This window comes from Pseudomonas sp. HMSC076A11, from assembly GCF_001810205.1.
Taxonomy (GTDB): domain Bacteria; phylum Pseudomonadota; class Gammaproteobacteria; order Pseudomonadales; family Pseudomonadaceae; genus Pseudomonas; species Pseudomonas aeruginosa.
In genome coordinates, this window is sequence record NZ_KV800309.1 from 51116 (window position 1) to 75334 (window position 24219).

Below are 24219 nucleotides of genomic sequence, written 5' to 3' on the forward strand. Positions count from 1 at the left end.
ATCGGTGTCTGCGTGCGTATTCCGCCTCGAACAGTGACAGGGCGTCGCTGAGCAACGACAGCAGGGAACCGGTGATGCGGCAGATGCTTTCACCGGGCTCTTCGGTTTCGTCGAGCAGGTCGAGGACGCTCAGCGTTCCGATCGCCGACTCCAGCCGGCGGCGGGCGGTGTCGAACAGGTCTTCGCTGGCTGCGCTGCTGTCCAGGTAGAGGGTGGCGCAACCGGGGTGCTGGTTGCATTGCGAGGTGCGTCGCAGGGGGATGAAGGTGGAAGGGGACTGTGCGGTTATTGCGGGATTCGACGTATCATCGACCTTAGCCATGGGTCAGCTCCTATCGTTAAGCTGGTCTCTGGTTAGCGGGTCGTAGGTGTTCCTGCACCTGCGGCCCGCGTCTTTTCTGCCCCCAAGAAAACAGATGGACTTGGCGACCCCTCCATCTTCCTCCTACTGGTTTTTTATCCAATTCCTGGGCGTCTGAGAGAGGCTGCGGAAAAGTCTGGGGGAGATGTCCGGCGTTTCCAGGGCATGTCATCCGCCGCTGTCACGGGTATCCGGCGGATAACCGCCAGGCGGTTATTCGCCCTACGGGGTCGAGCCTCAAGCGGGCAGCGCGGGGTCGTTTGTCTGCGCGTAGCGCGGTGGGGGGCTGGGCAACCGGCACGACCCTGCTGACCCTTCCTGACCACCCCGTCAACCCGTAAACTACGCGGTTCCCCTGCCCAGACAAGGACTGCCGTGAACAGCCCCGCCCTGCCCCTTTCCCGTGGCTTGCGCATCCGCGCCGAACTCAAGGAACTGCTGACCCTCGCCGCGCCGATCATGATCGCGCAACTGGCGACCACCGCCATGGGCTTCGTCGATGCGGTGATGGCCGGGCGCGCCAGTCCGCACGACCTGGCAGCGGTGGCGCTGGGCAACTCGATCTGGATCCCGATGTTCCTGCTGATGACCGGCACCCTGCTCGCCACCACGGCCAAGGTCGCCCAGCGCCATGGCGCCGGCGACCAGCCCGGCACCGGGCCGCTGGTGCGCCAGGCGCTGTGGCTGGCGCTGCTGATCGGACCGCTGTCGGGGGCGGTGCTGTGGTGGTTGTCGGAGCTGATCCTCGGCTTGATGAAAGTGCGCCCGGAACTGATCGGGCCGAGCCTGCTGTACCTCAAGGGCATCGCCCTGGGCTTCCCGGCGGCGGCGCTGTACCACGTACTGCGCTGCTACACCAACGGCCTGGGACGGACCCGGCCGAGCATGGTGCTGGGGATCGGCGGGCTGCTGCTGAACATCCCGATCAACTACGCGCTGATCTACGGCCACTTCGGCATGCCGAAGATGGGTGGCCCCGGCTGCGGCTGGGCCACCGGCTCGGTGATGTGGTTCATGTTCCTCGGCATGCTGTTCTGGGTGAACAAGGCCTCGATCTACCGCGCCAGCCAGTTGTTCTCGCGCTGGGAGTGGCCGGATCGCGCGACCATCGGCCCGCTGGTGGCGGTCGGCCTGCCGATCGGCATCGCGGTGTTCGCCGAGTCGAGCATCTTCTCGGTGATCGCCCTGCTGATCGGCGGGCTCGACGAGAACGTGGTGGCCGGCCACCAGATCGCCCTGAACTTCAGCGCGCTGGTGTTCATGATTCCCTATTCGCTGGGGATGGCGGTGACCGTGCGGGTCGGCCACAACCTCGGCGCCGGCCTGCCGCGCGACGCGCGCTTCGCCGCCGGCGTGGGGATGGCCGCGGCGCTGGGCTACGCCTGCGTCTCGGCGAGCCTGATGCTGTTGCTGCGCGAGCAGATCGCCGCGATGTATTCGCCGGACCCGGCGGTGATCGCCATCGCCGCCTCGCTGATCGTGTTCTCCGCGCTGTTCCAGTTCTCCGACGCCCTGCAGGTCACCGCCGCCGGGGCCCTGCGCGGCTACCAGGACACCCGGGTGACGATGATCATGACCCTGTTCGCCTACTGGGGCATCGGCCTGCCGGTGGGCTACAGCCTCGGCCTCACCGACTGGTTCCAGGAACCCACCGGACCGCGCGGCCTGTGGCAAGGCCTGGTGGTGGGCCTGACCGGCGCGGCGATCATGCTCTGCATCCGCCTGGCGCGCAGCGCGCGGCGCTTCATCCGCCAGCACGAGCGCCTGCAGCGGGAGGACGCGGCGGCCGCCTCAGTCCTTGGCCGGTAGCGCCGGGGCGGCGCCACGCGACTTGACGCTGAGGGTAGTGCCGACCGAGGCGAGGATGATCGCGCCGATGGCCAGCCATTGGGTCGGGCTCAGCCGCTCGCCGAGGAACAGCAGCCCGGAGAGCGCGCCGAAGGCCGGCTCGATGCTCATCAGGGTGCCGAAGGTGCGCGCCGGCAGGCGGGTCAGCGCGACCATTTCCAGGGTGTAGGGCAAGGCCGTGGAGAGCACCGCGACGCCCAGCGCCAACGGGATCAGCGCCGGGTCGAGGAGGTCGGCGCCGGCGTGGGCGACGCCGATCGGCACAACCAGGATCGCCGCCACCAGCACCCCCAGCGCGGCGCCCTGGGCGCCATGGTCGGCGCCGGCGCGCTGGCCGAAGAGGATGTACAGCGCCCAGCACACGCCGGCACCGAGGGCATAGGCGGCGCCGACCAGGTCGAGCGGCTCGGCGCTGTTGCCCAGCGGCAGCAACAGCCAGATGCCGAACACCGCCAGGCCGATCCAGAGGAAGTCCAGCAGGCGCCGCGAGGAGAGGATCGCCACCAGCAGCGGCCCGGTGAACTCCAGGGCCACCGCGATGCCCAGCGGCACGGTGCGCACCGAGAGATAGAACAGCAGGTTCATGCCGCCCAGGGCGATGCCGTAGACCACCACCGAGCGCAGCGATTGCAGGCTCAGGCGCTTGCGCCAGGGACGCAGGAGCAGCAGCAGGATCAGCGCGGCGAAGAACAGCCTTAGGGCCGTGGTGCCCTGGGCGCCGACCAGGGGGAACATGCTTTTCGCCAGGGAGGCGCCGCTCTGGATCGAGGCCATGGCGATCAATAGCAGGCCGACCGGCAACAGCGTTCCGGCGAGGCCGCGGGAGGTGGAGGTCATGGAAGAGGTCCGGCAGTGGGAAGCAGCCCGATGGACTGCGGGAAACGGGATGTGCACTATAATGCGCAAAACCGCGACAGTGAGCAATATATTGCCCAACCCTACCGAACGCCCCAGCGTCCTCGAACATGTCTCCGGCAACGTCCGCCGCCTGCGCCTGCAAGCCGGCCTCAGCCAGGAAGCGCTGGCCCGCGCGGCCAGTGTCAGCCGGCGGATGCTGGTGGGCATCGAGAGCGGCGACGTCAATGTCAGCCTGTCGACCCTCGACCGTATCGCCGCCGCCCTCGGCGTGCTGTTCCCCGACCTGGTCCAGGCACCGGCCACCGACCGCTCGCGGATCAATGCGGTGGCCTGGGTCGGCCACCACCCCGAGAGCCGCGCCACCCTCCTCGCCAGCGCACCGGCGCGGCGCGAGGTGGAACTCTGGGCCTGGTCGCTGGGACCGGGCGAGCGCTACGTATCGGAACCCGACGCCGCCGGCTGGCGGGAGATGGTTCTGGTCATCGAAGGTCGCCTGCGCCTGGAACTGGCCGACGGCGAACGGCGCATCGAGACCGGCGACTTCCATGCCTTCGCCAGCGACCAGCCGTACGCCTACGTCAACGACGGCGACGGCGACGAGGTGGTGCGTTTCACCCGCAACGTGGTGAGCTAGGCTCTAGCCTCGAGCCAGCCTTCCAGAGGAGACCGCGATGAGCGCACGCGTACGACCCTTCCTGATGTTCCAGGGGGTCCAGGCCGAGGCGGCCATGAACTTCTACCTGTCACTGTTCGACGACGCCGAGATCCTCCAGATCCAGCGCTACGGCGCCGAGGGGCCGGGCCCGGAGGGCTCGGTGCTGAAGGCGCTGTTCCGCCTCGGCGACCAGAGCGTGCATTGCATCGACAGCCATGTGCGGCACGCCTTCGATTTCACCCCGGCGTTCTCCTTCTTCGTCGACTGCGAGAGCAACGCGCAGATCGAGCGCCTGGCCGAGGCCCTGAGCGACGGCGGCAAGGCCCTGATGCCGCTCGGCGACTACGGCTTCAGCCAGCGTTTCGCCTGGCTGGCCGACCGCTTCGGGGTGTCCTGGCAGCTCGATCTGGCCTGAGCCCGGCAGTTGCCGTCAGGCTTCCTGGAGGACTTCCTGGCACACATCGACCCACTGCGCATCCACCAGCTCGGCCATCCGTTGCGGGGCGATGCGGACCGCGCTGTGCACCGCCCCGGCGGCCGGAAGCACTTCGTCGAAGGCTTGCAGCGAGACGTCGCAGTACACCGCCAGCGGCGTCGCCAGGCCGAACGGGCAGACTCCGCCGACCGGGTGCCCGGTCAGCTCGACCACGTCCTCGGCGCCGAGCATCTTCGCCTTGCCGCCGAAGGCGGCCTTGATCTTGCGGTTGTCCAGCCGCGCGTCGCCGCGCGCCACTACCAGTACGGTGCGCTCGCCGACCCGCAGCGACAGGGTCTTGGCGATCCGCCCCGGCTCCACGCCATGGGCCTCGGCGGCCAGGGCGACGGTGGCGGTGCTGGTTTCCAGCTCGATGATGCGCAGGTCCGGGGCTTTCTCGGCGAAGAACCGCCGGACGGATTCGAGGCTCATGGGGTGGGCTCCTTGGCGAAAACCCACGAACTTATGCAAGCGCGCCGAGGCTGTCCAGCGCCGCGCGCTCAGGCGAAGCGCACGCAGTAGATCGGCGGCAGGTTGGCGGAGAGCTGCTGCCAGTCCTCCCCGCCGTTCTCGCTGAGCCACAGGCCGCCGGTGGTCGAGCCCATGGCCAGGCGCTCGCCGCTGGGGTCGATGTCCAGGCCGTGGCGGTAGACCAGGTCGTAGGCCGGGCCATCGGGCAGGCCGCGCTCGAGGGTCTCGAAGCTGTGGCCACCGTCGCGGGTGCGGGTGACCACGAAACGGGCGTCCCTGGGAATGCGGCATTCGTCCTTGGTCGCCGGGACGAACCAGGCCGTGTCCGGCTGCCGCGGATGCACGGCGACGGCGAAGCCGAAGCTGGACGGCTCGGCGACCACGCCCTGCCAATGCAGGCCGCCGTCGCGGGAACGGAAGATGCCGTTGTGGTGCTGCACCCAGAGGAACTCCGGGCGCGCCTGGCACTGCACCAGGCGGTGCGGGTCCTGGATCGCCGCCTCCTCGCTCTGCTCCGGCGGCATGTAGTCGGCGCGCATGCCTCTGGTGGTGCAGGTCCAGCTGCGGCCGTCGTCGTGGCTCTGCCAGACGCCGCCGCAAGACACCGCGACGGTGAGGTGGCGACTGTCGCGTGGGTCGACGCAGATGGAATGGATGCCGGGATGGTCGTAGCCGCCGCCGAACCACTGGGCGCGCTCGGGTCGTTCCCAGAGTTCGCGGTTGAGGCGCCAGCTGGCGCCACGGTCGTCGGAGCGGAACAGGCCGCCGGGGATGGTCCCGGCCCACAGCGTGCCGGGCCGGTCGGCGCCGCCTGGCTCGAGGATCCACAACTGCTGTAGCGACCAGGGTGGCTCCGCCGCCTGGCCTTCCAGCGGTTCGGCCGCTGGCGGCTGCGGCGGATAGACCGGCACCGCGCATTCCATCCAGTCCGTCGCGCCGGCGTCGCGACGCCACAGCTTGACGCCGAAATGGCCGAGGTTCAGCGCCGCGTAGAGCGCGCCGTCGCGCGGGTCGGCGAGGAGCATGCTCAACGGCTCGCCGAGGAAGTGGCTGGCCATCGGCAGCCACTGGCCCGCCGCGTTGCGCTGCAGCTCGAACAGGCCCTTGCGGGTGCCGACATAGAGTCGCTCGCTCACCGGATGTCCTCCTCTGTCATGGTCAACCGCCGCTCAGCGCCTGCACCACGTAGATCTCGCTATCGTCTTGGAGCGGATCGCCCAATCCCCGGCGATCGCGGACCTGCACGCCATCGACGAACAGCGCCACATGCCGGCGCAGGCTGCCCTGGTCGTCGAGCAGGTAGCCGCGCAAGCGCGGCTCGCGGGCGAAGGCCGCCTGCAAGGCGGCGGCGACGGTGGCGGCGCCGACGTCCAGCGCGGGCATGGCGACGTGCCGCTGGATGGCCGGGGCGAAGACGATACGGGGCATGCCGAGGCTCGCGAAAATGGCTCTGCCGGAACAGTGTAGAAGCCCTGCAGGCCACGGCTGGCGCGGCCCGCCCAGCGGTCGGCACACTCCGCAGCGACGCTCGTCGGCCATCCCGGCCGCTCGGCGCGGGCCTCCTATACTGCCCCGGCCAGCGAAAAAACCGCCGTCGCCTGTCGATCCGCCGGCCTGCCGTTCGACCAGTTCGGGAGGCGGGCCAGAACGGGCCGTCATTGCGCAGAACAACAAGGAGAACGCAGATGAGATTCATGGTGATCGTCAAGGCCACCCAGGCTTCCGAAGCCGGCGAGATGCCCAGCGAGGAACTGCTCGCGGCGATGGGCCGCTACAACGAGGAACTGGTCAAGGCCGGGGTGATGCTCGCCGGCGAAGGGCTACAGCCCAGCGCCAAGGGCGCCCGGGTGCGTTTCTCCGGCAACGCGCGGACGGTGATCGACGGCCCCTTCGCCGAGACCCGCGAGCTGATCGCCGGTTTCTGGATGTTCCAGGTGGCCTCCCTGGAAGAGGCCATCGAGTGGGTCAAGCGATGCCCGAACCCATTCGACGGCGAATCCGAGATCGAGATCCGCCAGGTCTTCGAGGCCGAGGACTTCGGCGAGGAGTTCACCCCGGAACTGCGCGAGCGCGAGGAGCGCCTGCGCGCCGAGCTGGAAAAACGCAACTGAACCGCCCCGCACTCCGCCAGGAACGAGGAAAGCGCCATGCAAATCGTCCCCTACCTGATCTTCAACGGTAATTGCCGGGAGGCCTTCAGCTGCTACCACCAGCACCTGGGCGGCACCCTGGAGGCCATGCTGCCGTTCGGCGACAGCCCCGAGTGCGGCGACATCCCGGCCGACTGGAAGGACAAGATCATGCACGCACGGCTGGTGGTCGGCAGCTTCGCCCTGATGGCCTCGGACAATCACCCGGCCTATCCCTACGAAGGCATCAAGGGCTGTTCCATCAGCCTCAACGTCGACAGCAAGGCCGAGGCCGAGCGCCTGTTCAACGCCCTCGCCGAGGGCGGCTCGGTCCAGATGCCGCTGGGCCCGACCTTCTGGGCGGCGAGCTTCGGCATGTTCACCGACCGCTTCGGCGTGGCCTGGATGGTCAACTGCGAGCAGGACCGGTAGCGTCCGCTACGCGGGCCCGCCGCCAGGTGAATCAGCGGCGGGCCCGCGTTCCACTGTGCGCGAGTCGCGATCGATAGACGCACTGCTGCGATAATATAGGTTGCATTTTAAAACCAAAATTCCTAGCCTCCGCTTTAGTTTCATATTGAAACCTTACGGAGCGCTTCGCATGCCATCCTCGCCATCCTCCCTCCCCTCCGCGCTGGTGCTGCTGTTCGCCGTCGCCTGCGGTCTCAGCGTGGCCAACGTCTATTACGCCCAGCCGCTGCTGGACGTCCTCGGTGCCGAGTTCGCCATCGGCCAGGCCGGGGTCGGCCTGCTGTTCGGCGCGACCCAGGCCGGTTGCGCCCTGGCGCTGCTGCTGGTGGTGCCGCTGGGCGACCTGCTGGAGCGGCGCCGGCTGATGTTCGTCCAGCTCCTGCTGCTGGTGCTGTCGCTGCTGCTGGTGGGCTTCGCCGGCGATACCCTCGGCCTGGCGCTGGGGCTGCTCGGACTGGGCCTGCTCGGCACCGCCATGACCCAGGGACTGCTGGCCTACGCCGCGGCGCTGGCGGCGCCTGGCGAGCGCGGGCGGGTGGTCGGCGCGGCGCAGGGCGGCGTGGTGATCGGCCTGCTGCTGGCACGCAGCCTGGCCGGGCTGCTCGCCGACCTCGGCGGCTGGCGCAGCGTCTACCTGGTCTCGGCAGCGAGCATGGGCGGGCTCGGCCTGCTGCTCTGGCGGGTACTGCCGGCGGCGCCGAGCAACGAACTGGGGCTGACCTACCGGCAACTGCTCGGCTCGATGTTCGGCCTGCTGGCGAGCCAGCGCGTGCTGCAGGTGCGCGGCCTGCTCGGGCTGTTGATGTTCGCCGCCTTCGGGGTGTTCTGGAGCAGCCTGGTATTGCTGCTCGGCGCGCCGCCGCATTCGCTGTCGCACAGCGCCATCGGCGCCTTCGGCCTGGTCGGCGCGCTCGGCGCGCTGGGCGCGGCGCGGGCCGGCAGCCTGGCCGATCGCGGCCACGCCCAGGCGCTCAGCGGCGGCGCCCTGCTGCTGTTGCTGCTGTCCTGGCTGCCGCTCGCCCTCGGCGCGCATTCGCTGGCGGCGCTGATTCTCGGCGTGCTGCTGCTCGATCTCGCCGGCCAGGCGATCCATGTGCTCAACCAGAGCCTGGTCTTCGCCATCGACCCGCGCGCCCACAGCCGCCTGGTGGGTTGCTACATGCTGTTCTACGCCGCCGGCAGCGGCCTCGGCGCCAGCGCCGGCACCGCCATGTACGCCTGGGCCGGCTGGGACGCGGTGAGCCTGCTCGGCGCGGCGATCAGCCTGGCGGCCCTGGCGTTCTGGTGGTTCACCCGTGGCGTTGGCGGCGAAGCGCGTACGGCCTGCGCCAACGGCGCCTGAGCCGGCTTCAATCGAGTTCGCGCAGGCGCTGCTCGATGAAGCGCCGCTCCGGCTCCTGGCGCGCCAGGGCCAGCGCCGCGCGGTAGGCCTCGCGGGCCTCGCGGCGGCGACCGAGACGGCGGCAGAAGTCGGCACGCGCCGAGTGCGCCAGGTGGTAATCGGCCAGTTCACCTCGCGCCAGCAACGCATCGACCACGGCCAGCCCGACCTCGACGCCATCGCGCATGGCCAAGGCCACGGCGCGGTTGAGTTCGACCACCGGCGACGGCGCCAGGTACAGCAGCGCGTCGTAGAGGGCGACGATCCGTGCCCAGTCGGTGTCCTCGGCGCGCGGCGCCTGGGCATGCACCGCAACGATCGCCGCCTGCAGGGTGTAGGGCCCGACGCGGCGGCTGGCCAGGGCCCGCTCGACCAGGCCGAGCCCCTCGACGATCAGTCCACGATCCCACAGAGCGCGGTCCTGCTCGTCGAGCCGCACCAGTTCGCCGCTGGCCGAGATCCGCGCCTGGCGCCGCGAGTCGTGCAGCAACATCAGGGCGAGCAGGCCGAGGGCCTCGGGGTCGGGCAGCAGCTCGACCAGCAGGCGGCCGACGCGGATCGCCTCGCCGCTGAGATCGGCGCGGGTCAGGCTGGCGCCGGTGGAGGCCGAGTAGCCCTCGTTGAACACCAGGTAGATCACTTGCAGGACGTTGCCCAGCCGCTCGGGGAGTTCCTCCAGGGTCGGTACCTGGTAGGGAATCCGGGCCTCGCGGATCTTGTTCTTGGCCCGCACGATGCGTTGGGCGATGGCGCTGGGCGCGGCGAGGAAGGCGCGGGCGATCTCCTCGGTGCGCAGGTCGCAGACCTCGCGCAGGGTCAGCGCCACCTGTGCCTCGAGGGTCAGCGCCGGGTGGCAGCAGGTGAAGATCAGGCGTAGCCGGTCGTCTTCCACCGCATCGCCCTCCTCCGCCGGCGCCTCGGCCTGCTCTTCCAGTTGCTCGGCGAGCAGTCGCTGCGAGGCGTCGAAACGCGCTCGCCGGCGCAGGTTGTCGATGGCCTTGAAGCGCCCAGCGGAAACCAGCCAGGCGCGCGGGTTGCGCGGGATACCGTCGCGCGGCCACTGCTCGACGGCGGCGATGAAGGCGTCGTGCAAGGCCTCCTCGGCCAGCTCGAAATCGCCGAGCAGGCGGATAAGGGTCGCCAGCACGCGCCGCGACTCCTCGCGGTACAGCGCCTCGATGCGGCTGCGCAACGGCTCGCCGTGCTCCCTCAATGGCTGGCCTGCGCATGGCAGCAGGCGCTTTTCGGCGCCTCGTCGTAGCGGTCGTGGTGACGCAGCCAGTCCATGATCGCGTCCTCGTTGCGCCCCCTGGGCGTCAGGTCGAGGAAGTTGTAGGTGGTGAGCAGGATGTCGAGGCCGCGCGCATAGGCCGAATAGGTGTGGAACACCTCGCCCGCCGGATTGCGCAGGAACACGCTGGCACCCGGCATTTCCTCGCCGGCGTCGGGGGTCGGCTGGTAGTTGTAGTCGACGCTGCCGGCGGCCAGTTGCGCCTTGTCGAAGGACACCCCGAAGTCACGGTTGAAATCGCTGCCGTACGAGGAGTACCAGTCGAAACGCCAGCCCATGCGCCGGCGGAACGCCTGGAACTCTTCCAGGGGCGCGCGCGATACCGCCACCAGGCTGACGTCGTGGTGCGCCAGGTGCCGGTTGGCGCCGTCGATGTGGTCGGCGAGGAACGAACAGCCGACGCAGCCTTCGCTCCAGCCCGGCGCGAACATGAAGTGGTAGACGATTAGCTGGCTATTGCCGCCGAACAACTCGGCCAGCGAACGCTCACCGCGCTCGCCCTGGAAGCGGTAGTCCTTGTCCACCCTGACCCAGGGCAGTTCGCGTCGTTCGGCGGCGACCTGGTCGCGCAGGCGGGTGAGTTGCTTTTCCCGCGCCAGCAGGCGGCGACGGGCGTCCAGCCATTGTTCCCGGTTGCTCACCGGGTGGTCCTGCAAAGAAGGATTCATTGCCGATTCTCCACGGAAATTCTCGGTTTTCCAGCCTGCCCGGGGTCGTTCCGCCAGCGGCGCCGGCGCCCGGTCGCCAGGGCGAAGCCGGCCAGCGAAGCGCCGCCGGCGCACACCAGGGACAGGGATGCGATGCACAGGGGGCACATGCTTCACCTCCGGCGCCGGGCGCCCTCACTCCCATTCCTTGACCGGTCGCACCTCGACGCAGCCGAGCCGTCCCGGCGGAATCTTCGCGGCGATCTGCAGGGCCTGGTTGAGGTCACGCGCCTCGATCAGGTAGAAGCCGCCGAGTTGCTCCTTGGTCTCGGCGAACGGCCCGTCGGTCATCGCCAGCCGCCCGCCCTGGTGGCGCAGGGTGGTGGCGGTCTGCACCGACTGCAGGGCGTGCGAGGCGATGTAGTGGCCGGCCTTGCCCAACTGGTCGGAGTAGGTCATGCACTCGTCGACGATGGCGGCAAGCTCCTCGGCCGGCACGGCGGCCAGCTTCGCTTCGTCGAAATAGATCAGGCAGAGGTATTTCATGGCGGTGGGCTCCTGGTGCGGATCGACGATCCGTTCGTTCGGTAGTCGCCCGGCGAGGGCGCCTTTCGACAGTGGCGGGGAAAAAAGCCCGCGGCGCGGACGAACGGTCGGCGCTCGCCGTGGAACGCCGCCGACCGCAGCACAAGCCTAGACCCGCCCGACCACCGGGCGCGGGCCGTCGGTCAGGGCTGACGCGGTGCGTAGGGATTCAGGCGGGGATCGCGCAGCGGGCTTTCCCGGGTCGGCCCGGGATCGTCCTGGCGCAGGCGGAGACTGCCGTTGCCGATCTTCAAGCCGTCCTTGGTCGTCGCCTCCCCGTCGGCGCTGGCCGTGTCGCTGCCCGGCAGGTCCGGCTCGGCGGCCTCCGGTTGCGGCTGTGGCGCGCTGCCCATGGGCAACGGCGCGACCGGCGGCGCGGCGGGCAACGCTGCCGGCAGCTCGTCCGGCAGGGGCGCGGCGAGGGTCGGTTGGCCCAGGCCGGCGAGCACCATGGCCAGGAGCAGGAAAAGCACACGCGACATGACAAAGCCTCGATAGGCCTCGGGACTTCCACCATAGCCGCGCAACGGCCCCGGCGAGCGAAGTACGGACCGGTGGCATCGCGCATTGGAAAAAGGGAACTCCTGGAATTGTTCGATAGGACCCTGGCCACCTCCGTCAGCTGTCAATCGACTTTTCGAACAACGCGCCCGCCCCCTATTAGAACAGCGCAAAAAAACTCGATCAAAAGTACAGCCTGGGCATGAGGTCGCGGATATAACCTGAAATCGAATTGCGCCCCGGCGTAGTTGCTCCGGTAACACTTCGCAGACGCAGGAGTCGAACGCCACCGAAAAGAAGATAGCACTTGCCAGAGAAACTTCCGCAGGTCCCAACGAACATCCCGGCACGCACTCGCCTCGCCATCTTTCTTCCATTCAAAGACCCGCCCACATGTAAATGAGTGGAGTAGCCAATGACGCTATTGGATATCGAAAAGCTGCTGGACATGACTCACCACATGTCGGTGCACATTCCCATCGAACTGATCATTTCCTGGGAGCAGAGCGAAGAGGCCTGGAGTGTGAAAGACAACTGTCTCAACTTCGTCTATGTCAATCGTCGCTATACCGAACTGATCACCCCGCGGTTCGGCCAGAAGAACTCCCTGCTGTCCCCCTTCAGTGCCAGCATCGAAGAGCACGACAAGCTGGTCATCCAGACCGGCAAGCGCATCGAGGCCCTGGCGCTGCTCAGGCCGGACGACCATCCGGCGCCCTGCTGCCTGTACTTCGAGCGCATGCCGCTGTATGACCGGCGCGGCAACCGCACCGGGGTGATCGCCCATGCCAAGACCCTGACCTCGGTCGCCCCGCGCGGCTTCATCGCCACCGACGGCATCGGTACCTTCACCTTCACGCCCCCCTCGGAGTTGTTCACCTCGCGCGAATGGGACGTGATCTACCTGCTGCTTTCCGGTCTCTCGGAAAAAGAAATAGCCGAACAGATCAGCCGCTCCCTGAGTACCGTCAAGTTTCACAAGAGCAACATCTTCCAGAAGGTCGGTTGCAGTTGCATCGGCGCCTTCAAGGCACTCGCCCGGCAAAAGAAGTGGAACTTCTATATCCCGCCGACCTTCGCCAGCGCCAAGTACATCATCAATCACTAGTCGCGCCTCGCGAGAGCCTTCGGCGTGCCGGGCGACGCTTTTGCCGGCGAAACCGAGCGGTTCGAATGGACAAGGACAACAGCATGTCTCGAAACAATCCTTCGCGTCATTCAATACTCGTCACTTCCAACATAAACGCGGCCAATGATGCGAATCGTCTTTCCGAGCTTTGTCGACAACTGGAAATACGCGGCTATCGGCTTTTCCAGGCGCCAAGCCGTAAGGTCGCCCTGGATTTTCTCGGCAACGCCGCGCACCCCGCCGGCATCCTCCTGCTCGTCGCGGAGCCGACAGGCGAGAACGAGGCCGCACAATTGGCGGCCCTCGATGAACTCCGCCAGGTCGCGCCGTCCATCCCGCTGTTCCTGTTGTTTCGTCAACTGCGCATCGAGCAGTTGTCCAGCCAGCTACTGGACGAGGCCCAGGGATGCTTCAACCTGGCCGCCGGCCCCGCACGCTTCATCGCCGAGCGCATCGACAGCGACCTGCGCGAATGGCGCGCCCCGGCAGGCCCCAGGCGGCTGCGCGACTATGCCCCGCCGGTCCCGCGCACGCCGGTGAGCGCCCGCTACAACGGCCGCGCACGCCTCGACTTGGCGCCGGCCAAGCAGTGGCGGATCGGCTCGGGGAGCACCGCGGAGCGCCTGGCGACACCGCTGAACGACCTCTCCACGGCCTACCGCAAGACGTCCGCAGGAGCCCCGGCGGCGCACGCCGGCGACATCGCCGAGGCCTTTCGCCGGGCGCTCTGGGAAGCCGCTGCGCGGCTCGCCAGGGAGGATGGCGATACGTGGTTCTTCGAGATACTGCGGGGCAACCCGGGGCCCGGCATCGAGGCCGGCCGGGAGACGCCGGCGAAGCGCTGGCACGGGCTCGCCGAGACACTCGACAGCAGTCCTCGGCTGGACCCGCTGCGCGTCGCCCTGAGCGCCCCCGGCCTCGATTCGCGCGGTCGCCCGGCCAGCTTCGGAGTACCCGCCGCGGTGGTCTGCCGCTACCTGCGCCGGCACGGCATCGCCCCGTTGCGCACCGGCGACTATCGCTTCCTGCTGCTGTTTCCCCAGGGCGCCAGGGCGGAACACGCGCAGCCGCTGGTGGACAGGCTGTGCGAATTCAAACGCCGGCACGACGACGATGCGCCGCTGAAGCAGGTGTTGCCGGAGTTGCTCGACAGCTCGCCGCTGTACCGCTACATCGGCCTGCGCGAACTCTGCGCGATGATCCACGAAGCCAGCCTGCGGCTGCACCTGACCGCCCTCGCCGACGCCGCCGCCAGGGCTGCCGGCCACGCCGCGCTGGCGCCGGCCACGGTCTATGGACACCTGGTCAGGGACGAAACCGAAGCGGTGGCGATCGACAGGCTCGGCGGCCGTGTGGTCGCCAGCCTGGTCGGCGTCCATCCGGCGGCCACGCCGCTGCTGTTGCCCGGCGAACGGGTGGCCGAGGAATCGCCGGCGCTGATCGACTACCTGCTGGCCTTGCAGGCCTTCGGCGAGCACTTTCCCGGTTTCGCTCCCGAGTTGCAGGGCATCGAGATCGATGAGCGCGGCCGCTACCGGGTCCGTTGCGTCAGGCCGGCCGCCCTCGCCCGCGGCTCCGTCCTGCGCCTGGCCACGCGCCGGCCGGACTGAGGCGCGCCGTTCAGCGCAGCGCCTTGCTCAACTGGCCACGGTGCTTGAGTTCCAGGCGCTGGACGAAGGCCTGGAGGATGCGCCGGTAGAGTTCGTCGCCGAGCTGGCCGTCCTCGACGCCGGCATCGATATTCGGGTTGTCGTTGACCTCGATGACCAGCACCTTGTCGCCGGCCTGCTTCAGGTCCACCCCGTAGAGGCCGTCGCCGATCCGCCCGGCGGCCTCCAGGGCCAGCTCCAGCACCGCCGGCGGCACCTGCTCCAGCGGCACGGCGCGGCACTCGCCGTTGACGTCCTGGCCGTCGGCCTTGTGGTTGTAGATCTGCCAGTGGCCGCGCGACATGAAGTACTGGCAGGCGTACAGCGGTTGGCGGTCGAGCACGCCGATGCGCCAGTCGTACTCGGTGTAGAAGAACTCCTGGGCCAGCAACAGGACCGAGCGCTCGAACAGCTCGCTCGCCGCCGCCAGCAGTTCGCTGTCGTCGTTGACCTTGACCACGCCACGGGAGAAGCAGCCATCGGGAATCTTCAGCACCAGCGGGAAGCCCAGGCGCCGGGCCACCCGCTGCCAGTCCTGCGGGCGTTCCTTGTAGAGGATCTCGGTGAGCGGCATGCCCAGTTGCCGGCAACCAAGCAGGTCGGCCAGGTAGACCTTGTTGGTGCAGCGCAGGATCGATGCCGGGTCGTCCATCACCACCAGGCCTTCGCGCTCGGCCTTCTCGGCGAAGCGATAGGTATGGTGGTCGACCCGGGTGGTCTCGCGGATCAGCAGGGCGTCGAACTCGGCCAGGCGCGCGTAGTCCTTGCGTCCGATCAGTTCGACGTCGATGCCGAGGCTGGCGCCGACCCGTACGAAGTTGGCCAGCGCCTGCGGGTTGGACGGCGGCAGCGCTTCGTCGGGATCGTGGAGGATCGCCATGTCGTAGCGCGCCACCCGCCGCGAACGCGGCATGCGCCAGGCGCGCCGGCTGAAACCGTCGAGGGCGTCGGCGAAAACGTCCTCCTGGTCGCTGCGCAGGCGGTTCAGCACGCCAGGGCGCACGCCCTCGATATGCCAGCCCTGCTGGCGACGGAACTCCACCAGCAGGATCGGACAGGGAAAGGCTTCGAACAACTGGCGGGCGAGGTCGGCCAGTGGCTCGAACTCGGTATGGCCGAAATACAGGGTCAGGGTGAAGCCGTCGGTGGCGCCATAGGGCGTACGGCACAGCGCCTTGTCCAGGGCCTTGTCGAGGCCACCCAGGGCCAGCCCGTACACCGACTTGCGAGCCAGTTCGCTGATGCAGCGCAGCGACGGGATCACCCGGTGGCCACGGGCCTCGGCCAGCAGCGAACAGTAGTAGCCGAGGCCGAGGTACTTGTAGCCGCGGCACAGGTTGATCACCTGCACGCGGCGGCCGCCGTGGCCGCGCGCCGATTGCTCGAGGTATTCCTGGGCGGTGAGTACTTCCTCGCTGGGCAGGTAGGAGGCCCAGTCCTCGCGTCGCTCGACGACGATCATCAGGCGGCTGCCGAGATCGGCGAGAGCCGGCGGTCGGGGTTGCTCGACGGGGGTCATGCGGAGCGACCCGTCGAGGGTGGCTAACGAGGCTGCTGACATGAGTGGCGGTATCCTCTGAATGACGGTACCTGCCGTTCTAGACCTGCCGGCGCCTCCTGTCGCGCCTCGTTACGCAAGCTTTACGAGCGCCGCCGCCAGACGCCGGCGCGGCAACCGGCCAGGGCCGCCGGGCACCGCGCCGCGAGTGCCGAGGAGCATTTTTACGCTGGCGTTGCGCGCTCGTCAGGCCAGGCTGTCGAGCACCCCGCCGTCGACCCGCAGGGCCGCGCCGGTGGTCGCCGAGGCCTGGGTCGAGCAGGTGTAGACCACCAGGTTGGCGACTTCCTCGGGCGTCGCCAGGCGCTGGATGATCGAACTGGAACGGTGCTGCCGGACAAAGGCGGTGCCGGCCTCTTCTATGCTCTGCCCGGCTTTCTGCGCATCCTCGCGGAGCATCTCGGCGACGCCTTCGGTGAGGGTCGGTCCGGGCAGCACCGCATTCACCGTCACCCCGGTGCCGGCCAGGCGCTTGGCCAGGCCGCGCGACACCGAGAGGTTGGCGGTCTTGCTGAAGCCGTAGTGGATCATGTCCGCCGGGATGTTCAACGCCGATTCCGAAGACAGGAACACCACTCGCCCCCAACCGCGCTCGACCATTCCCGGGACGTAGGCGCGGGCCAGGCGCACCCCGGACATCACGTTGACCTCGAAGAAGCGGCTCCACTCGGCGTCCTCGATGTCGAAGAAGTCCTTCAGCTCGAAGATGCCCAGGTTGTTGACCAGGATGTCCGCCTTCGGCTCGGCCGCAACGAAAGCCGCGCAGCCTTCCGCCGTGCCCAGGTCGCCGGCGACGCCGCGCACCCTGGCATCCGGCTGGCCGTTCCGGATCGCCGCGATCGCACGGTCCACCGCCGCCTGGCTGCGTCCGTTGACCACCACGGTGGCGCCGGCGGCGGCGAGGCCGCTGGCGATGGCGAAGCCGATGCCGGCGGTGGAACCGCTGACGATTGCCAGTTTGTCGCTCAGATCGATCTGCATGGGAGTCTCCTGTCGAGTGACGAACCGCTCAGGAACGCGGCTCGGGGAACAGACGACAGCCTAGACCAGCCAGCGTTCCGTGCCCGTTCCTGGCCTCAGAGACGCAGGCCGAGGTTGATCATCGCCGCCGAATTGCCGAGCAGCACCAGCTCGCTGCCCAGCGGGCCGAAGCGAACGCCCACCGAGGGGATGATCGCCGGCGCGACGCCGAAGCGGTTCAGCGGGATCTTGTCGCGGTATTCGCCGCGATAGCCCTGCAACAGGCCGCCGGTGAGCTTCAGGTAGACCGGGTAGCTGTCACTGTCGAAGCGCTTGCCCAGGTAGGCGTAGTTGGAGCGCTGGCTGAACGAGTTGCGGAAGGTCGCGCCGCCGGCCAGCACGCCATCGGCGCGGTTGTATTCGAGGCCGAGCAGGTCCTGGTGATTGTTGTGTTCCGGATCCGGGTTGAAATGCCGGGTGTAGACGCTGGTCTGCAGGTACCAGAAGTCGCCGTCGTCGGCAGCCCAGGCAGGTGCGGCGAGCACGGCCAGCAGGCTCAGGATGAGATAGCGCATGGGGACTCCAGGCGGCCGTCGCCAGGTAAGGAAGGCAAGACGTGACGGCTTGCGCCTCGCAGCGTGAATTCTGCTGAACCCGGCCTGAATCGGGCCTGAACGAAGCCTGAACAATTTCTGAACGAACCGTCAGAAAAACCCGGAATGGCTCAAGAACGGACCTCGGCGAAACGTTCGGAAAACCGAACGCCATGCCCCGAAAATATTCGGAAGAGCGGACGAAAGGCCATTTCGGGGCATTTTCATCCAAATTTAATTTCTTTTACTTTCAATTAGTTAGGCTAAAAAAAGCCGGATTTCATAAGCTGGCATGCATCCTGCCACTACACTGTTCGGCAAGCACGATACTCTCGTGGCTTCCCCCGCCGGGGAAAACCGCGAAACACCCTGTCCCGGAGAGGCCAGGCGCTCGCGGCTCAATAAAAATCAAAACAAGTCGAGGAAGAAATTCATGCGTATCGCTCCCAGTCTGCTGAGCACCGCCATCGTGGCCGCTCTGTTGTCCGCTCCGGTCGTCGCTGACGAGCTCACCGGCACGCTGAAGAAGATCAAGGAAACCGGCACCATCACCCTCGGTCACCGTGACGCTTCGATTCCCTTCTCCTACCTCGGCACCGAGCCGGGCAAGCCGATCGGCTACTCCCACGACCTGCAACTGAAAGTGGTCGAGGCGGTGAAGAAGGAACTCAACCTCCCCGAGCTGAAGGTCCGCTATAACCTGGTCACCTCGCAGACCCGCATCCCGCTGGTGCAGAACGGCACCGTGGACATCGAGTGCGGCTCCACCACCAACAACGAAGAGCGCCAGAAGCAGGTCGACTTCTCCGTCGGCATCTTCGAGGTCGGCACCCGCCTGCTGTCGAAGAAGACCGCCAACATCAAGGACTTCGACGACCTCAAGGGCAAGAACGTGGTGACCACCGCCGGCACCACCTCCGAGCGCCTGCTCAAGGCCATGAACGCGGACAAGAAGATGGGCATGAACATCATCTCCGCCAAGGACCACGGCGAGTCCTTCATGATGCTCGAGTCCGGCCGCGCGGTGGCCTTCATGATGGACGACGCGCTGCTCTACGGCGAAATGGCCAAGGCCAAGAAGCCGGACGACTGGGTCGTCGGCGGCACCCCGCAGTCCTTCGAGATCTACGGCTGCATGGTGCGCAAGGGCGACGCGGCGTTCAAGAAAGTGGTCGACAAGGCCATCACCGATACCTACGCCTCCGGCGAGGTCAACAAGATCTACGACAAGTGGTTCACCCAGCCGATCCCGCCGAAGGGCCTGAACCTCAACTTCCCCATGAGCGAAGAGCTGAAGAAGCTGATCGCCAGCCCGACCGACAAGGCCGCCGAGCAGATGTAACGAGCGCCTGGCGTTCCTCCCGGAGCGCCAGCGCTTCGCGCGTCGCCCCCGCCTCGCAGCGGGGCCTCGGGGACGCGGGAGGGGCCTGCCCCTCCCCAGCCGTCTCCCCCGGAAGAGCAGCGCCGCCGGCCCGCACGGCCGCGCCGGCGCCTGCCTTCCCCGCCAGTGTCTGCAACCGATTGAACCGAGGGGAAACCCCAACATGAATTACAACTGGGACTGGGGCGTGTTCTTCAAGTCCACCGGGATCGGCAGCGAAACCTACCTCGACTGGTACATCGCCGGTCTGGGCTGGACCATCGCCATCGCCCTGGTCGGCTGGATCATCGCCCTGGCGCTGGGCTCGCTGCTCGGCGTCATGCGCACCGTGCCGAACCGCCTGGTATCGGGGATCGCCACCACCTACGTGGAAATCTTCCGCAACGTGCCGCTGCTGGTGCAGCTGTTCATCTGGTACTTCCTGGTACCCGACCTGCTGCCCGAGGGCCTGCAGACCTGGTTCAAGCAGGACCTCAACCCGACTACCTCGGCCTACCTCAGCGTGGTCGTCTGCCTCGGCCTGTTCACCGCCGCGCGGGTCTGCGAGCAGGTGCGCACCGGCATCCAGGCGCTGCCCTACGGGCAGACCTCGGCGGCCCGCGCGATGGGCTTCCGCCTGCCGCAGATCTACCGCCACGTGCTGCTGCCGCAGGCCTTCCGGATCATCATCCCGCCGCTGACCTCGGAGTTCCTCAACATCTTCAAGAACTCCTCGGTGGCGTCGCTGATCGGCCTGATGGAGCTGCTGGCGCAGACCAAGCAGACCGCCGAGTTCTCCGCCAACCTGTTCGAGGCCTTCACCCTGGCCACGCTGATCTACTTCACGCTGAACATGAGCCTGATGCTGATCATGCGCCTGGTGGAGAGAAAGGTCGCCGTACCGGGCCTGATCTCCGTAGGAGGTAAATGATGGACTTCAGTGGAATCGTTCCCGCCCTGCCGAGCCTCTGGGAAGGCATGCTGATGACCCTCAAGCTGATGGTCCTCGGCGTCCTCGGCGGCGTCGCGCTGGGTACCGTGCTGGCGCTGATGCGGCTGTCGCACAGCAAGTTGCTGTCGAACATCGCCGGCTTCTACGTCAACTACTTCCGCTCGATCCCGCTGCTGCTGGTGATCACCTGGTTCTACTTCGCGGTGCCCTTCATCCTGCGCTGGATCACCGGCGAGGACACCCCGGTGGGGGCGTTCACCTCCTGCCTGGTGGCCTTCATGATGTTCGAGGCGGCCTACTACTGCGAGATCGTCCGCGCCGGCATCCAGGCCATCCCGAAAGGCCAGATGGGCGCCGCCCAGGCACTGGGCATGACCTACGGGCAGACCATGCGCCTGGTGATCCTGCCGCAGGCGTTCCGCAAGATGACCCCGCTGCTGCTGCAACAGAGCATCATCCTGTTCCAGGACACCTCGCTGGTCTATACCGTCGGCCTGATGGACTTCCTCAATTCGGCCCGTTCGCGCGGCGACATCATCGGCCAGGCCAACGAGTTCCTGATTTTCGCCGGCCTGGTCTACTTCGTCGTAAGCTTCACCGCCTCGTTCGCCGTCAAACGTCTGCAGAAAAGGTTAACCGTATGATTTCCATCAAGAATGTCAGCAAGTGGTATGGCGACTTCCAGGTCCTGACCGACTGCTCCACCGAGGTTGCGAAAGGCGAAGTGGTGGTGGTCTGCGGGCCGTCGGGCTCGGGCAAGTCGACCCTGATCAAGTGCGTCAACGCACTGGAACCCTTCCAGAAGGGCGACATCGTCGTCGACGGCACCTCCATCGCCGATCCGAAGACCAACCTGCCCAAGCTGCGCTCGCGGGTCGGCATGGTGTTCCAGCATTTCGAGCTGTTTCCCCACCTGAGCATCACCGAGAACCTGACCATCGCGCAGATCAAGGTACTCGGCCGCAGCAAGGAAGAAGCCACCAAGAAGGGCCTGGCCCTGCTCGAGCGTGTCGGTCTCAAGGAGCACGCGCACAAGCACCCCGGCCAGCTCTCCGGCGGCCAGCAGCAGCGCGTGGCGATCGCCCGCGCGCTGGCGATGGACCCGGTGGTGATGCTGTTCGACGAGCCGACCTCGGCGCTCGACCCGGAAATGGTCAACGAAGTGCTCGACGTGATGGTCCAGCTGGCCCACGAAGGCATGACCATGATGTGCGTGACCCACGAGATGGGCTTCGCGCGCAAGGTCGCCAACCGGGTGATCTTCATGGACCGCGGGCAGATCGTGGAAGACTGCGAGAAGGAGGAGTTCTTCGGCGACGTCAGCGCCCGCTCCGAACGCGCCCAGCAGTTCCTCGCCAAGATCCTCCCGCACTGATGTACCCGCCCTCGCCGGCCCGCCCGGCGGGGGCCTGCTCTACCCTCGCCTGCGATAACAATAAATAGGGAAAGCCCATGCAACCTGTGCTCTTCAGAACCCTGTCCCTCGGCGTCGCCATTGCCGCCGCATCCTCCTCGGCCTTCGCCGCCACGCTCGACGGCGGCGCCGTCGCCGCGCCCGACGAGTACGGCGCCAAGGTCGCCGCGCAGATCCTCAAGGCCGGCGGCAACGCGGTGGACGCCGCGGTGGCCACCGCCTTCACCCTGGCGGTCACCTACCCCGAGGCCGGCAACATCGGCGGCGGCGGCTTCATGACCCTGTACATGGACGGCAAGCCGTACTTCCTCGACTACCGCGAGGTGGCGCCGAAGGCCGCGAGCAAAACCATGTACCTGGACGACAAGGGCGAGGTGATCGAGAACCTCAGCCTGGTCGGCGCCAAGGCCGCCGGCGTGCCGGGCACCGTGATGGGCCTCTGGGAAGCCCACAAGCGGTTCGGCAAGCTGCCCTGGAGCGAGCTGCTGACCCCGGCCATCGGCTACGCGCAGAAGGGCTTCAAGGTCGCCGACAAGCAGTTCCAGTACCGCCAGGACGCCGTCGCCCTGTTCAACGGCAAGACCAACTTCGGCGACTACTTCGGCCACATGAAGGCCGGCGAGGCGTTCCTCCAGCCGGACCTGGCGAAGACCCTGGAGCGTATCGCCGACAAGGGCCCGGACGAGTTCTACAAAGGCCATACCGCCGACCTGCTGGTGGCACAGATGCAGCAGGACAAGGGACTGATCACCCACCAGGACCTCGCCGACTACAAGGTCAGGTGGCGCGAACCGATGCGCGTCGACTGGCAGGGCAACACGCTCTATACCGCGCCGCTGCCAAGCTCCGGCGGGATCGCCCTGGCCCAGTTGCTGGGCATCAAGGAAAACCGTGCCGCCGACTTCAAGGGCGTCGAGCTGAACTCCGCGCGCTACATCCACCTGCTGGCGGAGATCGAGAAACGCGTGTTCGCCGACCGCGCCGACTACCTCGGCGACCCGGACTTCTCCAAGGTCCCGGTGGCGCGCCTGACCGATCCGGCATACCTGAAGCAGCGTGCCGCCGAGGTCAATCCGACGGCGATCTCGCCGACCGAGAAGGTCCGTCCCGGCCTGGAGCCGCACCAGACCACGCACTTCTCCATCGTCGACGCCGACGGCAACGCGGTGAGCAACACCTACACCCTCAACTGGGACTTCGGCAGCGGCGTGGTGGTCAAGGGCGCTGGCTTCCTGCTCAACGACGAGATGGACGACTTCAGCGCCAAACCGGGCGTGGCCAACGCCTTCGGCGTGGTCGGCAGCGACGCCAACGCCATCGAGCCGGGCAAGCGCATGCTCTCCTCGATGAGCCCGAGCATCGTCACCCGCGACGGCAAGGTCAGCCTGGTGGTCGGCACTCCCGGCGGCTCGCGGATCTTCACCTCGATCTTCCAGGTGCTGAACAACATCTACGACTTCCACCTGCCGCTGGAGAAGGCCGTGGCCGCGCAGCGCGTGCACCACCAGTTGCTGCCCAAGGACACGATCTACTACGACGCCTACGCGCCGCTCGCCGGCAAGGTCGCCGAGGAGCTGAAGGCGATGGGCTACACCCTGGAGGACCAGGGCTGGAACATGGGCGATATCCAGGCCATCCGCGTCGACGGCAAGGCCCTGGAGACCGCCTCCGATCCCCGTGGCCGCGGCGTCGGCCTGGTGGTGAAACCCTGACAGGACGGCGGGCGGCCGACGCCGCCCGCGCCTGATTGCGTGCAACGACGATAACCCTACCAACCTACCGACACGAGATATCGCCATGAAGCCATTGCTCCACGCGTTCGCCCCCGGTGTTATGGCCCTGATGCTCCTGCTGCCGCAGGCCGCCCAGGCCAAGGAAGTCGCACCGCAACAGAAACTGTCCAACGTGGTCATCCTGGCCACCGGCGGCACCATCGCCGGCGCCGGCGCCAGCGCCGCCAACAGCGCCACCTACACCGCCGCCAAGGTGCCGGTCGACCAACTGCTGGCCAGCGTGCCGCAGCTCAAGGACATCGCCAACGTCCGCGGCCAACAGGTGTTCCAGATCGCCTCGGAAAGCTTCACCAACGAGAACCTGCTGGAACTGGGCAAGACCGTCGCCAAGCTGGCCGATAGCGACGACGTCGACGGCATCGTGATCACCCACGGTACCGACACCCTGGAAGAGACCGCCTACTTCCTGACCCTGGTCGAGCACACCGAGAAGCCCATCGTGGTGGTCGGCTCGATGCGCCCGGGCACCGCGATGTCCGCCGACGGCATGCTCAACCTGTACAACGCCGTGGCGGTGGCCGGCGACAAGTCGGCACGCGGCAAGGGCGTGCTGATCACCATGAACGACGAGATCCTCTCCGGCCGCGACGCGAGCAAGATGGTCAACATCAAGACCGAAGCGTTCAAGAGCCCGTGGGGCCCGCTGGGCATGGTGGTCGAGGGCAAGAGCTACTGGTTCCGCGCACCGGTGAAGCGGCACACGGTGAACTCCGAGTTCGACATCAAGCAGATCTCCGCGCTGGCTCCGGTGGAAATCGCCTACAGCTACGGCAACGTCAGCGACACCGCCTACAAAGCCCTGGCCCAGGCGGGCGCCAAGGCGATCATCCATGCCGGCACCGGCAACGGCTCGGTGCCCGCGCGCGTGGTGCCGACCCTGCAGGAACTGCGCAAGCAGGGCGTGCAGATCATCCGCTCCTCGCACGTCAATGCCGGCGGCTTCGTCCTGCGCAACGCCGAGCAGCCGGACGACAAGAACGACTGGATCGTCGCCCACGACCTGAACCCGCAGAAGGCGCGCATCCTGGCCGCGGTCGCGATGACCAAGACCCAGGACAGCAAGGAGCTGCAACGGATCTTCTGGGAATACTGAGTGAACCCTTCCGGCGCCGCCTGCCGGCCGTGCCGGAAAACCGCC

At 67.4% G+C, this 24219-nt stretch carries 26 protein-coding genes; 14 read left to right on the top strand and 12 right to left on the bottom strand.

All coding sequences use genetic code 11. The annotated features are described in order from the left end of the window. Positions 1-322: hypothetical protein (locus HMPREF2716_RS15255; RefSeq protein WP_023122209.1), on the bottom strand; the 322-nt coding region annotated here is incomplete at its 3' end. Between the two features lie 414 nt (positions 323-736). Here HMPREF2716_RS15255 and pmpM point away from each other — a divergent pair. Then, a complete protein-coding gene (gene pmpM, locus HMPREF2716_RS15260; protein ID WP_034071510.1) occupies positions 737-2170 on the top strand; it encodes a proton-coupled multidrug efflux MATE transporter PmpM in 1434 nt (477 codons plus the stop codon). Here the strand turns inward: pmpM and rhtA are convergent. Next, the gene (gene rhtA / locus HMPREF2716_RS15265) at positions 2153-3046 is read right to left on the bottom strand and encodes a threonine/homoserine exporter RhtA (RefSeq protein ID WP_003086919.1); all 894 of its coding nucleotides are present in this window, start codon (positions 3044-3046) and stop codon (positions 2153-2155) included. The two genes, pmpM and rhtA, sit on opposite strands and share 18 nt — an antisense overlap. On the opposite strand from rhtA, the gene HMPREF2716_RS15270 reads away from it, so the two are divergent. Both HMPREF2716_RS15270 and HMPREF2716_RS15275 read left to right on the top strand, forming a co-directional pair. Then, positions 3045-3701 carry a helix-turn-helix domain-containing protein gene (locus HMPREF2716_RS15270; protein WP_025270943.1) on the top strand — a complete coding sequence of 219 codons (657 nt, stop codon included), beginning with the start codon at positions 3045-3047 and terminating at the stop codon, positions 3699-3701. The two genes, rhtA and HMPREF2716_RS15270, sit on opposite strands and share 2 nt — an antisense overlap. Before the next feature lie 37 nt (positions 3702-3738). Further along, complete coding sequence (locus HMPREF2716_RS15275; protein ID WP_070621945.1) at positions 3739-4137, top strand: VOC family protein; 399 nt, start codon at positions 3739-3741, stop codon at positions 4135-4137. A gap of 15 nt (positions 4138-4152) precedes the next feature. Here HMPREF2716_RS15275 and HMPREF2716_RS15280 read toward each other — a convergent pair whose 3' ends face one another. From HMPREF2716_RS15280 to HMPREF2716_RS15290, 3 genes are all read right to left on the bottom strand, one after another. Further along, positions 4153-4629, bottom strand: a complete 477-nt coding sequence (locus HMPREF2716_RS15280) for a YbaK/EbsC family protein (RefSeq protein ID WP_003086914.1) — start codon at positions 4627-4629, stop codon at positions 4153-4155. 68 nt (positions 4630-4697) lie between these two features. Beyond that, positions 4698-5804, bottom strand: a complete 1107-nt coding sequence (locus HMPREF2716_RS15285; RefSeq protein WP_070621946.1) for a WD40/YVTN/BNR-like repeat-containing protein — start codon at positions 5802-5804, stop codon at positions 4698-4700. Positions 5805-5826: 22 nt separating this feature from the next. Beyond that, a complete protein-coding gene (locus HMPREF2716_RS15290; protein ID WP_003086912.1) occupies positions 5827-6096 on the bottom strand; it encodes a MoaD/ThiS family protein in 270 nt (89 codons plus the stop codon). Between the two features lie 257 nt (positions 6097-6353). Here HMPREF2716_RS15290 and HMPREF2716_RS15295 point away from each other — a divergent pair, with 257 nt between their 5' ends. The 3 genes from HMPREF2716_RS15295 to HMPREF2716_RS15305 all read left to right on the top strand — a co-directional run bounded on the left by HMPREF2716_RS15295 (position 6354) and on the right by HMPREF2716_RS15305 (position 8610). Beyond that, complete coding sequence (locus HMPREF2716_RS15295; protein WP_003086910.1) at positions 6354-6779, top strand: YciI family protein; 426 nt, start codon at positions 6354-6356, stop codon at positions 6777-6779. Between the two features lie 36 nt (positions 6780-6815). After that, the gene (locus tag HMPREF2716_RS15300; RefSeq protein WP_003082839.1) at positions 6816-7229 is read left to right on the top strand and encodes a VOC family protein; all 414 of its coding nucleotides are present in this window, start codon (positions 6816-6818) and stop codon (positions 7227-7229) included. Positions 7230-7398: 169 nt separating this feature from the next. Further along, on the top strand, positions 7399-8610 hold the full coding sequence (locus HMPREF2716_RS15305) for an MFS transporter (protein WP_016253673.1): 1212 nt from the start codon (positions 7399-7401) through the stop codon (positions 8608-8610). A 7-nt stretch (positions 8611-8617) separates the two neighbouring features. On the opposite strand, the gene HMPREF2716_RS15310 is transcribed toward HMPREF2716_RS15305, so the two are convergent. The 4 genes from HMPREF2716_RS15310 to HMPREF2716_RS29680 all read right to left on the bottom strand — a co-directional run bounded on the left by HMPREF2716_RS15310 (position 8618) and on the right by HMPREF2716_RS29680 (position 11654). Further along, positions 8618-9841 carry an RNA polymerase sigma factor gene (locus HMPREF2716_RS15310; protein WP_070621947.1) on the bottom strand — a complete coding sequence of 408 codons (1224 nt, stop codon included), beginning with the start codon at positions 9839-9841 and terminating at the stop codon, positions 8618-8620. Positions 9842-9858: 17 nt separating this feature from the next. Further along, positions 9859-10608, bottom strand: coding sequence for a DUF899 domain-containing protein (locus HMPREF2716_RS15315; RefSeq protein ID WP_003159886.1), 750 nt, complete (start codon positions 10606-10608; stop codon positions 9859-9861). 174 nt (positions 10609-10782) lie between these two features. Beyond that, positions 10783-11133, bottom strand: coding sequence for a YciI family protein (locus HMPREF2716_RS15320; RefSeq protein ID WP_003082795.1), 351 nt, complete (start codon positions 11131-11133; stop codon positions 10783-10785). Between the two features lie 182 nt (positions 11134-11315). Then, positions 11316-11654 (bottom strand): hypothetical protein, encoded by a 339-nt coding sequence (locus HMPREF2716_RS29680; protein ID WP_021205228.1) that lies wholly within the window; start codon positions 11652-11654, stop codon positions 11316-11318. Between the two features lie 434 nt (positions 11655-12088). Here HMPREF2716_RS29680 and HMPREF2716_RS15330 point away from each other — a divergent pair, with 434 nt between their 5' ends. Together HMPREF2716_RS15330 and HMPREF2716_RS15335 are read left to right on the top strand one after the other, a co-directional pair. Further along, positions 12089-12781 (top strand): helix-turn-helix transcriptional regulator, encoded by a 693-nt coding sequence (locus HMPREF2716_RS15330; protein ID WP_003082787.1) that lies wholly within the window; start codon positions 12089-12091, stop codon positions 12779-12781. A gap of 65 nt (positions 12782-12846) precedes the next feature. Continuing rightward, positions 12847-14412, top strand: a complete 1566-nt coding sequence (locus tag HMPREF2716_RS15335) for an aminotransferase class I/II-fold pyridoxal phosphate-dependent enzyme (protein WP_033941483.1) — start codon at positions 12847-12849, stop codon at positions 14410-14412. Between the two features lie 10 nt (positions 14413-14422). Here the strand turns inward: HMPREF2716_RS15335 and HMPREF2716_RS15340 are convergent, their stop codons facing one another. The 3 genes from HMPREF2716_RS15340 to pagP all read right to left on the bottom strand — a co-directional run bounded on the left by HMPREF2716_RS15340 (position 14423) and on the right by pagP (position 17544). Then, positions 14423-16012: a RimK family alpha-L-glutamate ligase gene (locus HMPREF2716_RS15340; RefSeq protein WP_003082776.1), complete on the bottom strand. Its 1590-nt coding sequence runs from the start codon at positions 16010-16012 to the stop codon at positions 14423-14425. A gap of 183 nt (positions 16013-16195) precedes the next feature. Next, positions 16196-16990 carry an SDR family NAD(P)-dependent oxidoreductase gene (locus HMPREF2716_RS15345; RefSeq protein WP_003082773.1) on the bottom strand — a complete coding sequence of 265 codons (795 nt, stop codon included), beginning with the start codon at positions 16988-16990 and terminating at the stop codon, positions 16196-16198. A 95-nt stretch (positions 16991-17085) separates the two neighbouring features. Continuing rightward, positions 17086-17544, bottom strand: coding sequence for a palmitoyltransferase PagP (gene pagP / locus HMPREF2716_RS15350; RefSeq protein WP_003082771.1), 459 nt, complete (start codon positions 17542-17544; stop codon positions 17086-17088). A 451-nt stretch (positions 17545-17995) separates the two neighbouring features. Between pagP and HMPREF2716_RS15355 the strand changes: the two genes are divergently transcribed. From HMPREF2716_RS15355 to HMPREF2716_RS15380, 6 genes are all read left to right on the top strand, one after another. Further along, positions 17996-18904: a glutamate/aspartate ABC transporter substrate-binding protein gene (locus HMPREF2716_RS15355; RefSeq protein ID WP_003082770.1), complete on the top strand. Its 909-nt coding sequence runs from the start codon at positions 17996-17998 to the stop codon at positions 18902-18904. A gap of 202 nt (positions 18905-19106) precedes the next feature. After that, positions 19107-19853, top strand: a complete 747-nt coding sequence (locus tag HMPREF2716_RS15360; RefSeq protein ID WP_014603100.1) for an amino acid ABC transporter permease — start codon at positions 19107-19109, stop codon at positions 19851-19853. After that, positions 19850-20518: an amino acid ABC transporter permease gene (locus HMPREF2716_RS15365; protein WP_003082765.1), complete on the top strand. Its 669-nt coding sequence runs from the start codon at positions 19850-19852 to the stop codon at positions 20516-20518. Before HMPREF2716_RS15360 ends, HMPREF2716_RS15365 begins: the two co-directional genes overlap by 4 nt. Then, a complete protein-coding gene (locus tag HMPREF2716_RS15370) occupies positions 20515-21249 on the top strand; it encodes an amino acid ABC transporter ATP-binding protein (RefSeq protein ID WP_003082761.1) in 735 nt (244 codons plus the stop codon). Before HMPREF2716_RS15365 ends, HMPREF2716_RS15370 begins: the two co-directional genes overlap by 4 nt. A gap of 77 nt (positions 21250-21326) precedes the next feature. Beyond that, on the top strand, positions 21327-23000 hold the full coding sequence (gene ggt / locus HMPREF2716_RS15375) for a gamma-glutamyltransferase (protein ID WP_003086881.1): 1674 nt from the start codon (positions 21327-21329) through the stop codon (positions 22998-23000). A gap of 85 nt (positions 23001-23085) precedes the next feature. Next, complete coding sequence (locus HMPREF2716_RS15380; RefSeq protein WP_003109247.1) at positions 23086-24174, top strand: asparaginase; 1089 nt, start codon at positions 23086-23088, stop codon at positions 24172-24174. The last annotated feature ends 45 nt before the right edge of the window (positions 24175-24219 follow it).

Excerpts from the sequence above, each read along its gene's own strand:
- HMPREF2716_RS15270 (WP_025270943.1), top strand. The coding sequence starts at position 3,045 with ATGGAAGAGGTCCGGCAGTGGGAAGCAGCCCGATGGACTGCGGGAAAC.
- rhtA (WP_003086919.1), bottom strand. The coding sequence starts at position 3,046 with ATGACCTCCACCTCCCGCGGCCTCGCCGGAACGCTGTTGCCGGTCGGC.
- HMPREF2716_RS15275 (WP_070621945.1), top strand. The coding sequence starts at position 3,739 with ATGAGCGCACGCGTACGACCCTTCCTGATGTTCCAGGGGGTCCAGGCC.
- HMPREF2716_RS15280 (WP_003086914.1), bottom strand. The coding sequence starts at position 4,629 with ATGAGCCTCGAATCCGTCCGGCGGTTCTTCGCCGAGAAAGCCCCGGAC.
- HMPREF2716_RS15290 (WP_003086912.1), bottom strand. The coding sequence starts at position 6,096 with ATGCCCCGTATCGTCTTCGCCCCGGCCATCCAGCGGCACGTCGCCATG.
- HMPREF2716_RS15295 (WP_003086910.1), top strand. The coding sequence starts at position 6,354 with ATGAGATTCATGGTGATCGTCAAGGCCACCCAGGCTTCCGAAGCCGGC.
- HMPREF2716_RS15300 (WP_003082839.1), top strand. The coding sequence starts at position 6,816 with ATGCAAATCGTCCCCTACCTGATCTTCAACGGTAATTGCCGGGAGGCC.
- HMPREF2716_RS15305 (WP_016253673.1), top strand. The coding sequence starts at position 7,399 with ATGCCATCCTCGCCATCCTCCCTCCCCTCCGCGCTGGTGCTGCTGTTC.
- HMPREF2716_RS15315 (WP_003159886.1), bottom strand. The coding sequence starts at position 10,608 with ATGAATCCTTCTTTGCAGGACCACCCGGTGAGCAACCGGGAACAATGG.
- HMPREF2716_RS15320 (WP_003082795.1), bottom strand. The coding sequence starts at position 11,133 with ATGAAATACCTCTGCCTGATCTATTTCGACGAAGCGAAGCTGGCCGCC.
- HMPREF2716_RS29680 (WP_021205228.1), bottom strand. The coding sequence starts at position 11,654 with ATGTCGCGTGTGCTTTTCCTGCTCCTGGCCATGGTGCTCGCCGGCCTG.
- HMPREF2716_RS15330 (WP_003082787.1), top strand. The coding sequence starts at position 12,089 with ATGACGCTATTGGATATCGAAAAGCTGCTGGACATGACTCACCACATG.
- HMPREF2716_RS15335 (WP_033941483.1), top strand. The coding sequence starts at position 12,847 with ATGGACAAGGACAACAGCATGTCTCGAAACAATCCTTCGCGTCATTCA.
- HMPREF2716_RS15340 (WP_003082776.1), bottom strand. The coding sequence starts at position 16,012 with ATGTCAGCAGCCTCGTTAGCCACCCTCGACGGGTCGCTCCGCATGACC.
- HMPREF2716_RS15345 (WP_003082773.1), bottom strand. The coding sequence starts at position 16,990 with ATGCAGATCGATCTGAGCGACAAACTGGCAATCGTCAGCGGTTCCACC.
- pagP (WP_003082771.1), bottom strand. The coding sequence starts at position 17,544 with ATGCGCTATCTCATCCTGAGCCTGCTGGCCGTGCTCGCCGCACCTGCC.
- HMPREF2716_RS15355 (WP_003082770.1), top strand. The coding sequence starts at position 17,996 with ATGCGTATCGCTCCCAGTCTGCTGAGCACCGCCATCGTGGCCGCTCTG.
- HMPREF2716_RS15360 (WP_014603100.1), top strand. The coding sequence starts at position 19,107 with ATGAATTACAACTGGGACTGGGGCGTGTTCTTCAAGTCCACCGGGATC.
- HMPREF2716_RS15365 (WP_003082765.1), top strand. The coding sequence starts at position 19,850 with ATGATGGACTTCAGTGGAATCGTTCCCGCCCTGCCGAGCCTCTGGGAA.
- HMPREF2716_RS15370 (WP_003082761.1), top strand. The coding sequence starts at position 20,515 with ATGATTTCCATCAAGAATGTCAGCAAGTGGTATGGCGACTTCCAGGTC.
- ggt (WP_003086881.1), top strand. The coding sequence starts at position 21,327 with ATGCAACCTGTGCTCTTCAGAACCCTGTCCCTCGGCGTCGCCATTGCC.
- HMPREF2716_RS15380 (WP_003109247.1), top strand. The coding sequence starts at position 23,086 with ATGAAGCCATTGCTCCACGCGTTCGCCCCCGGTGTTATGGCCCTGATG.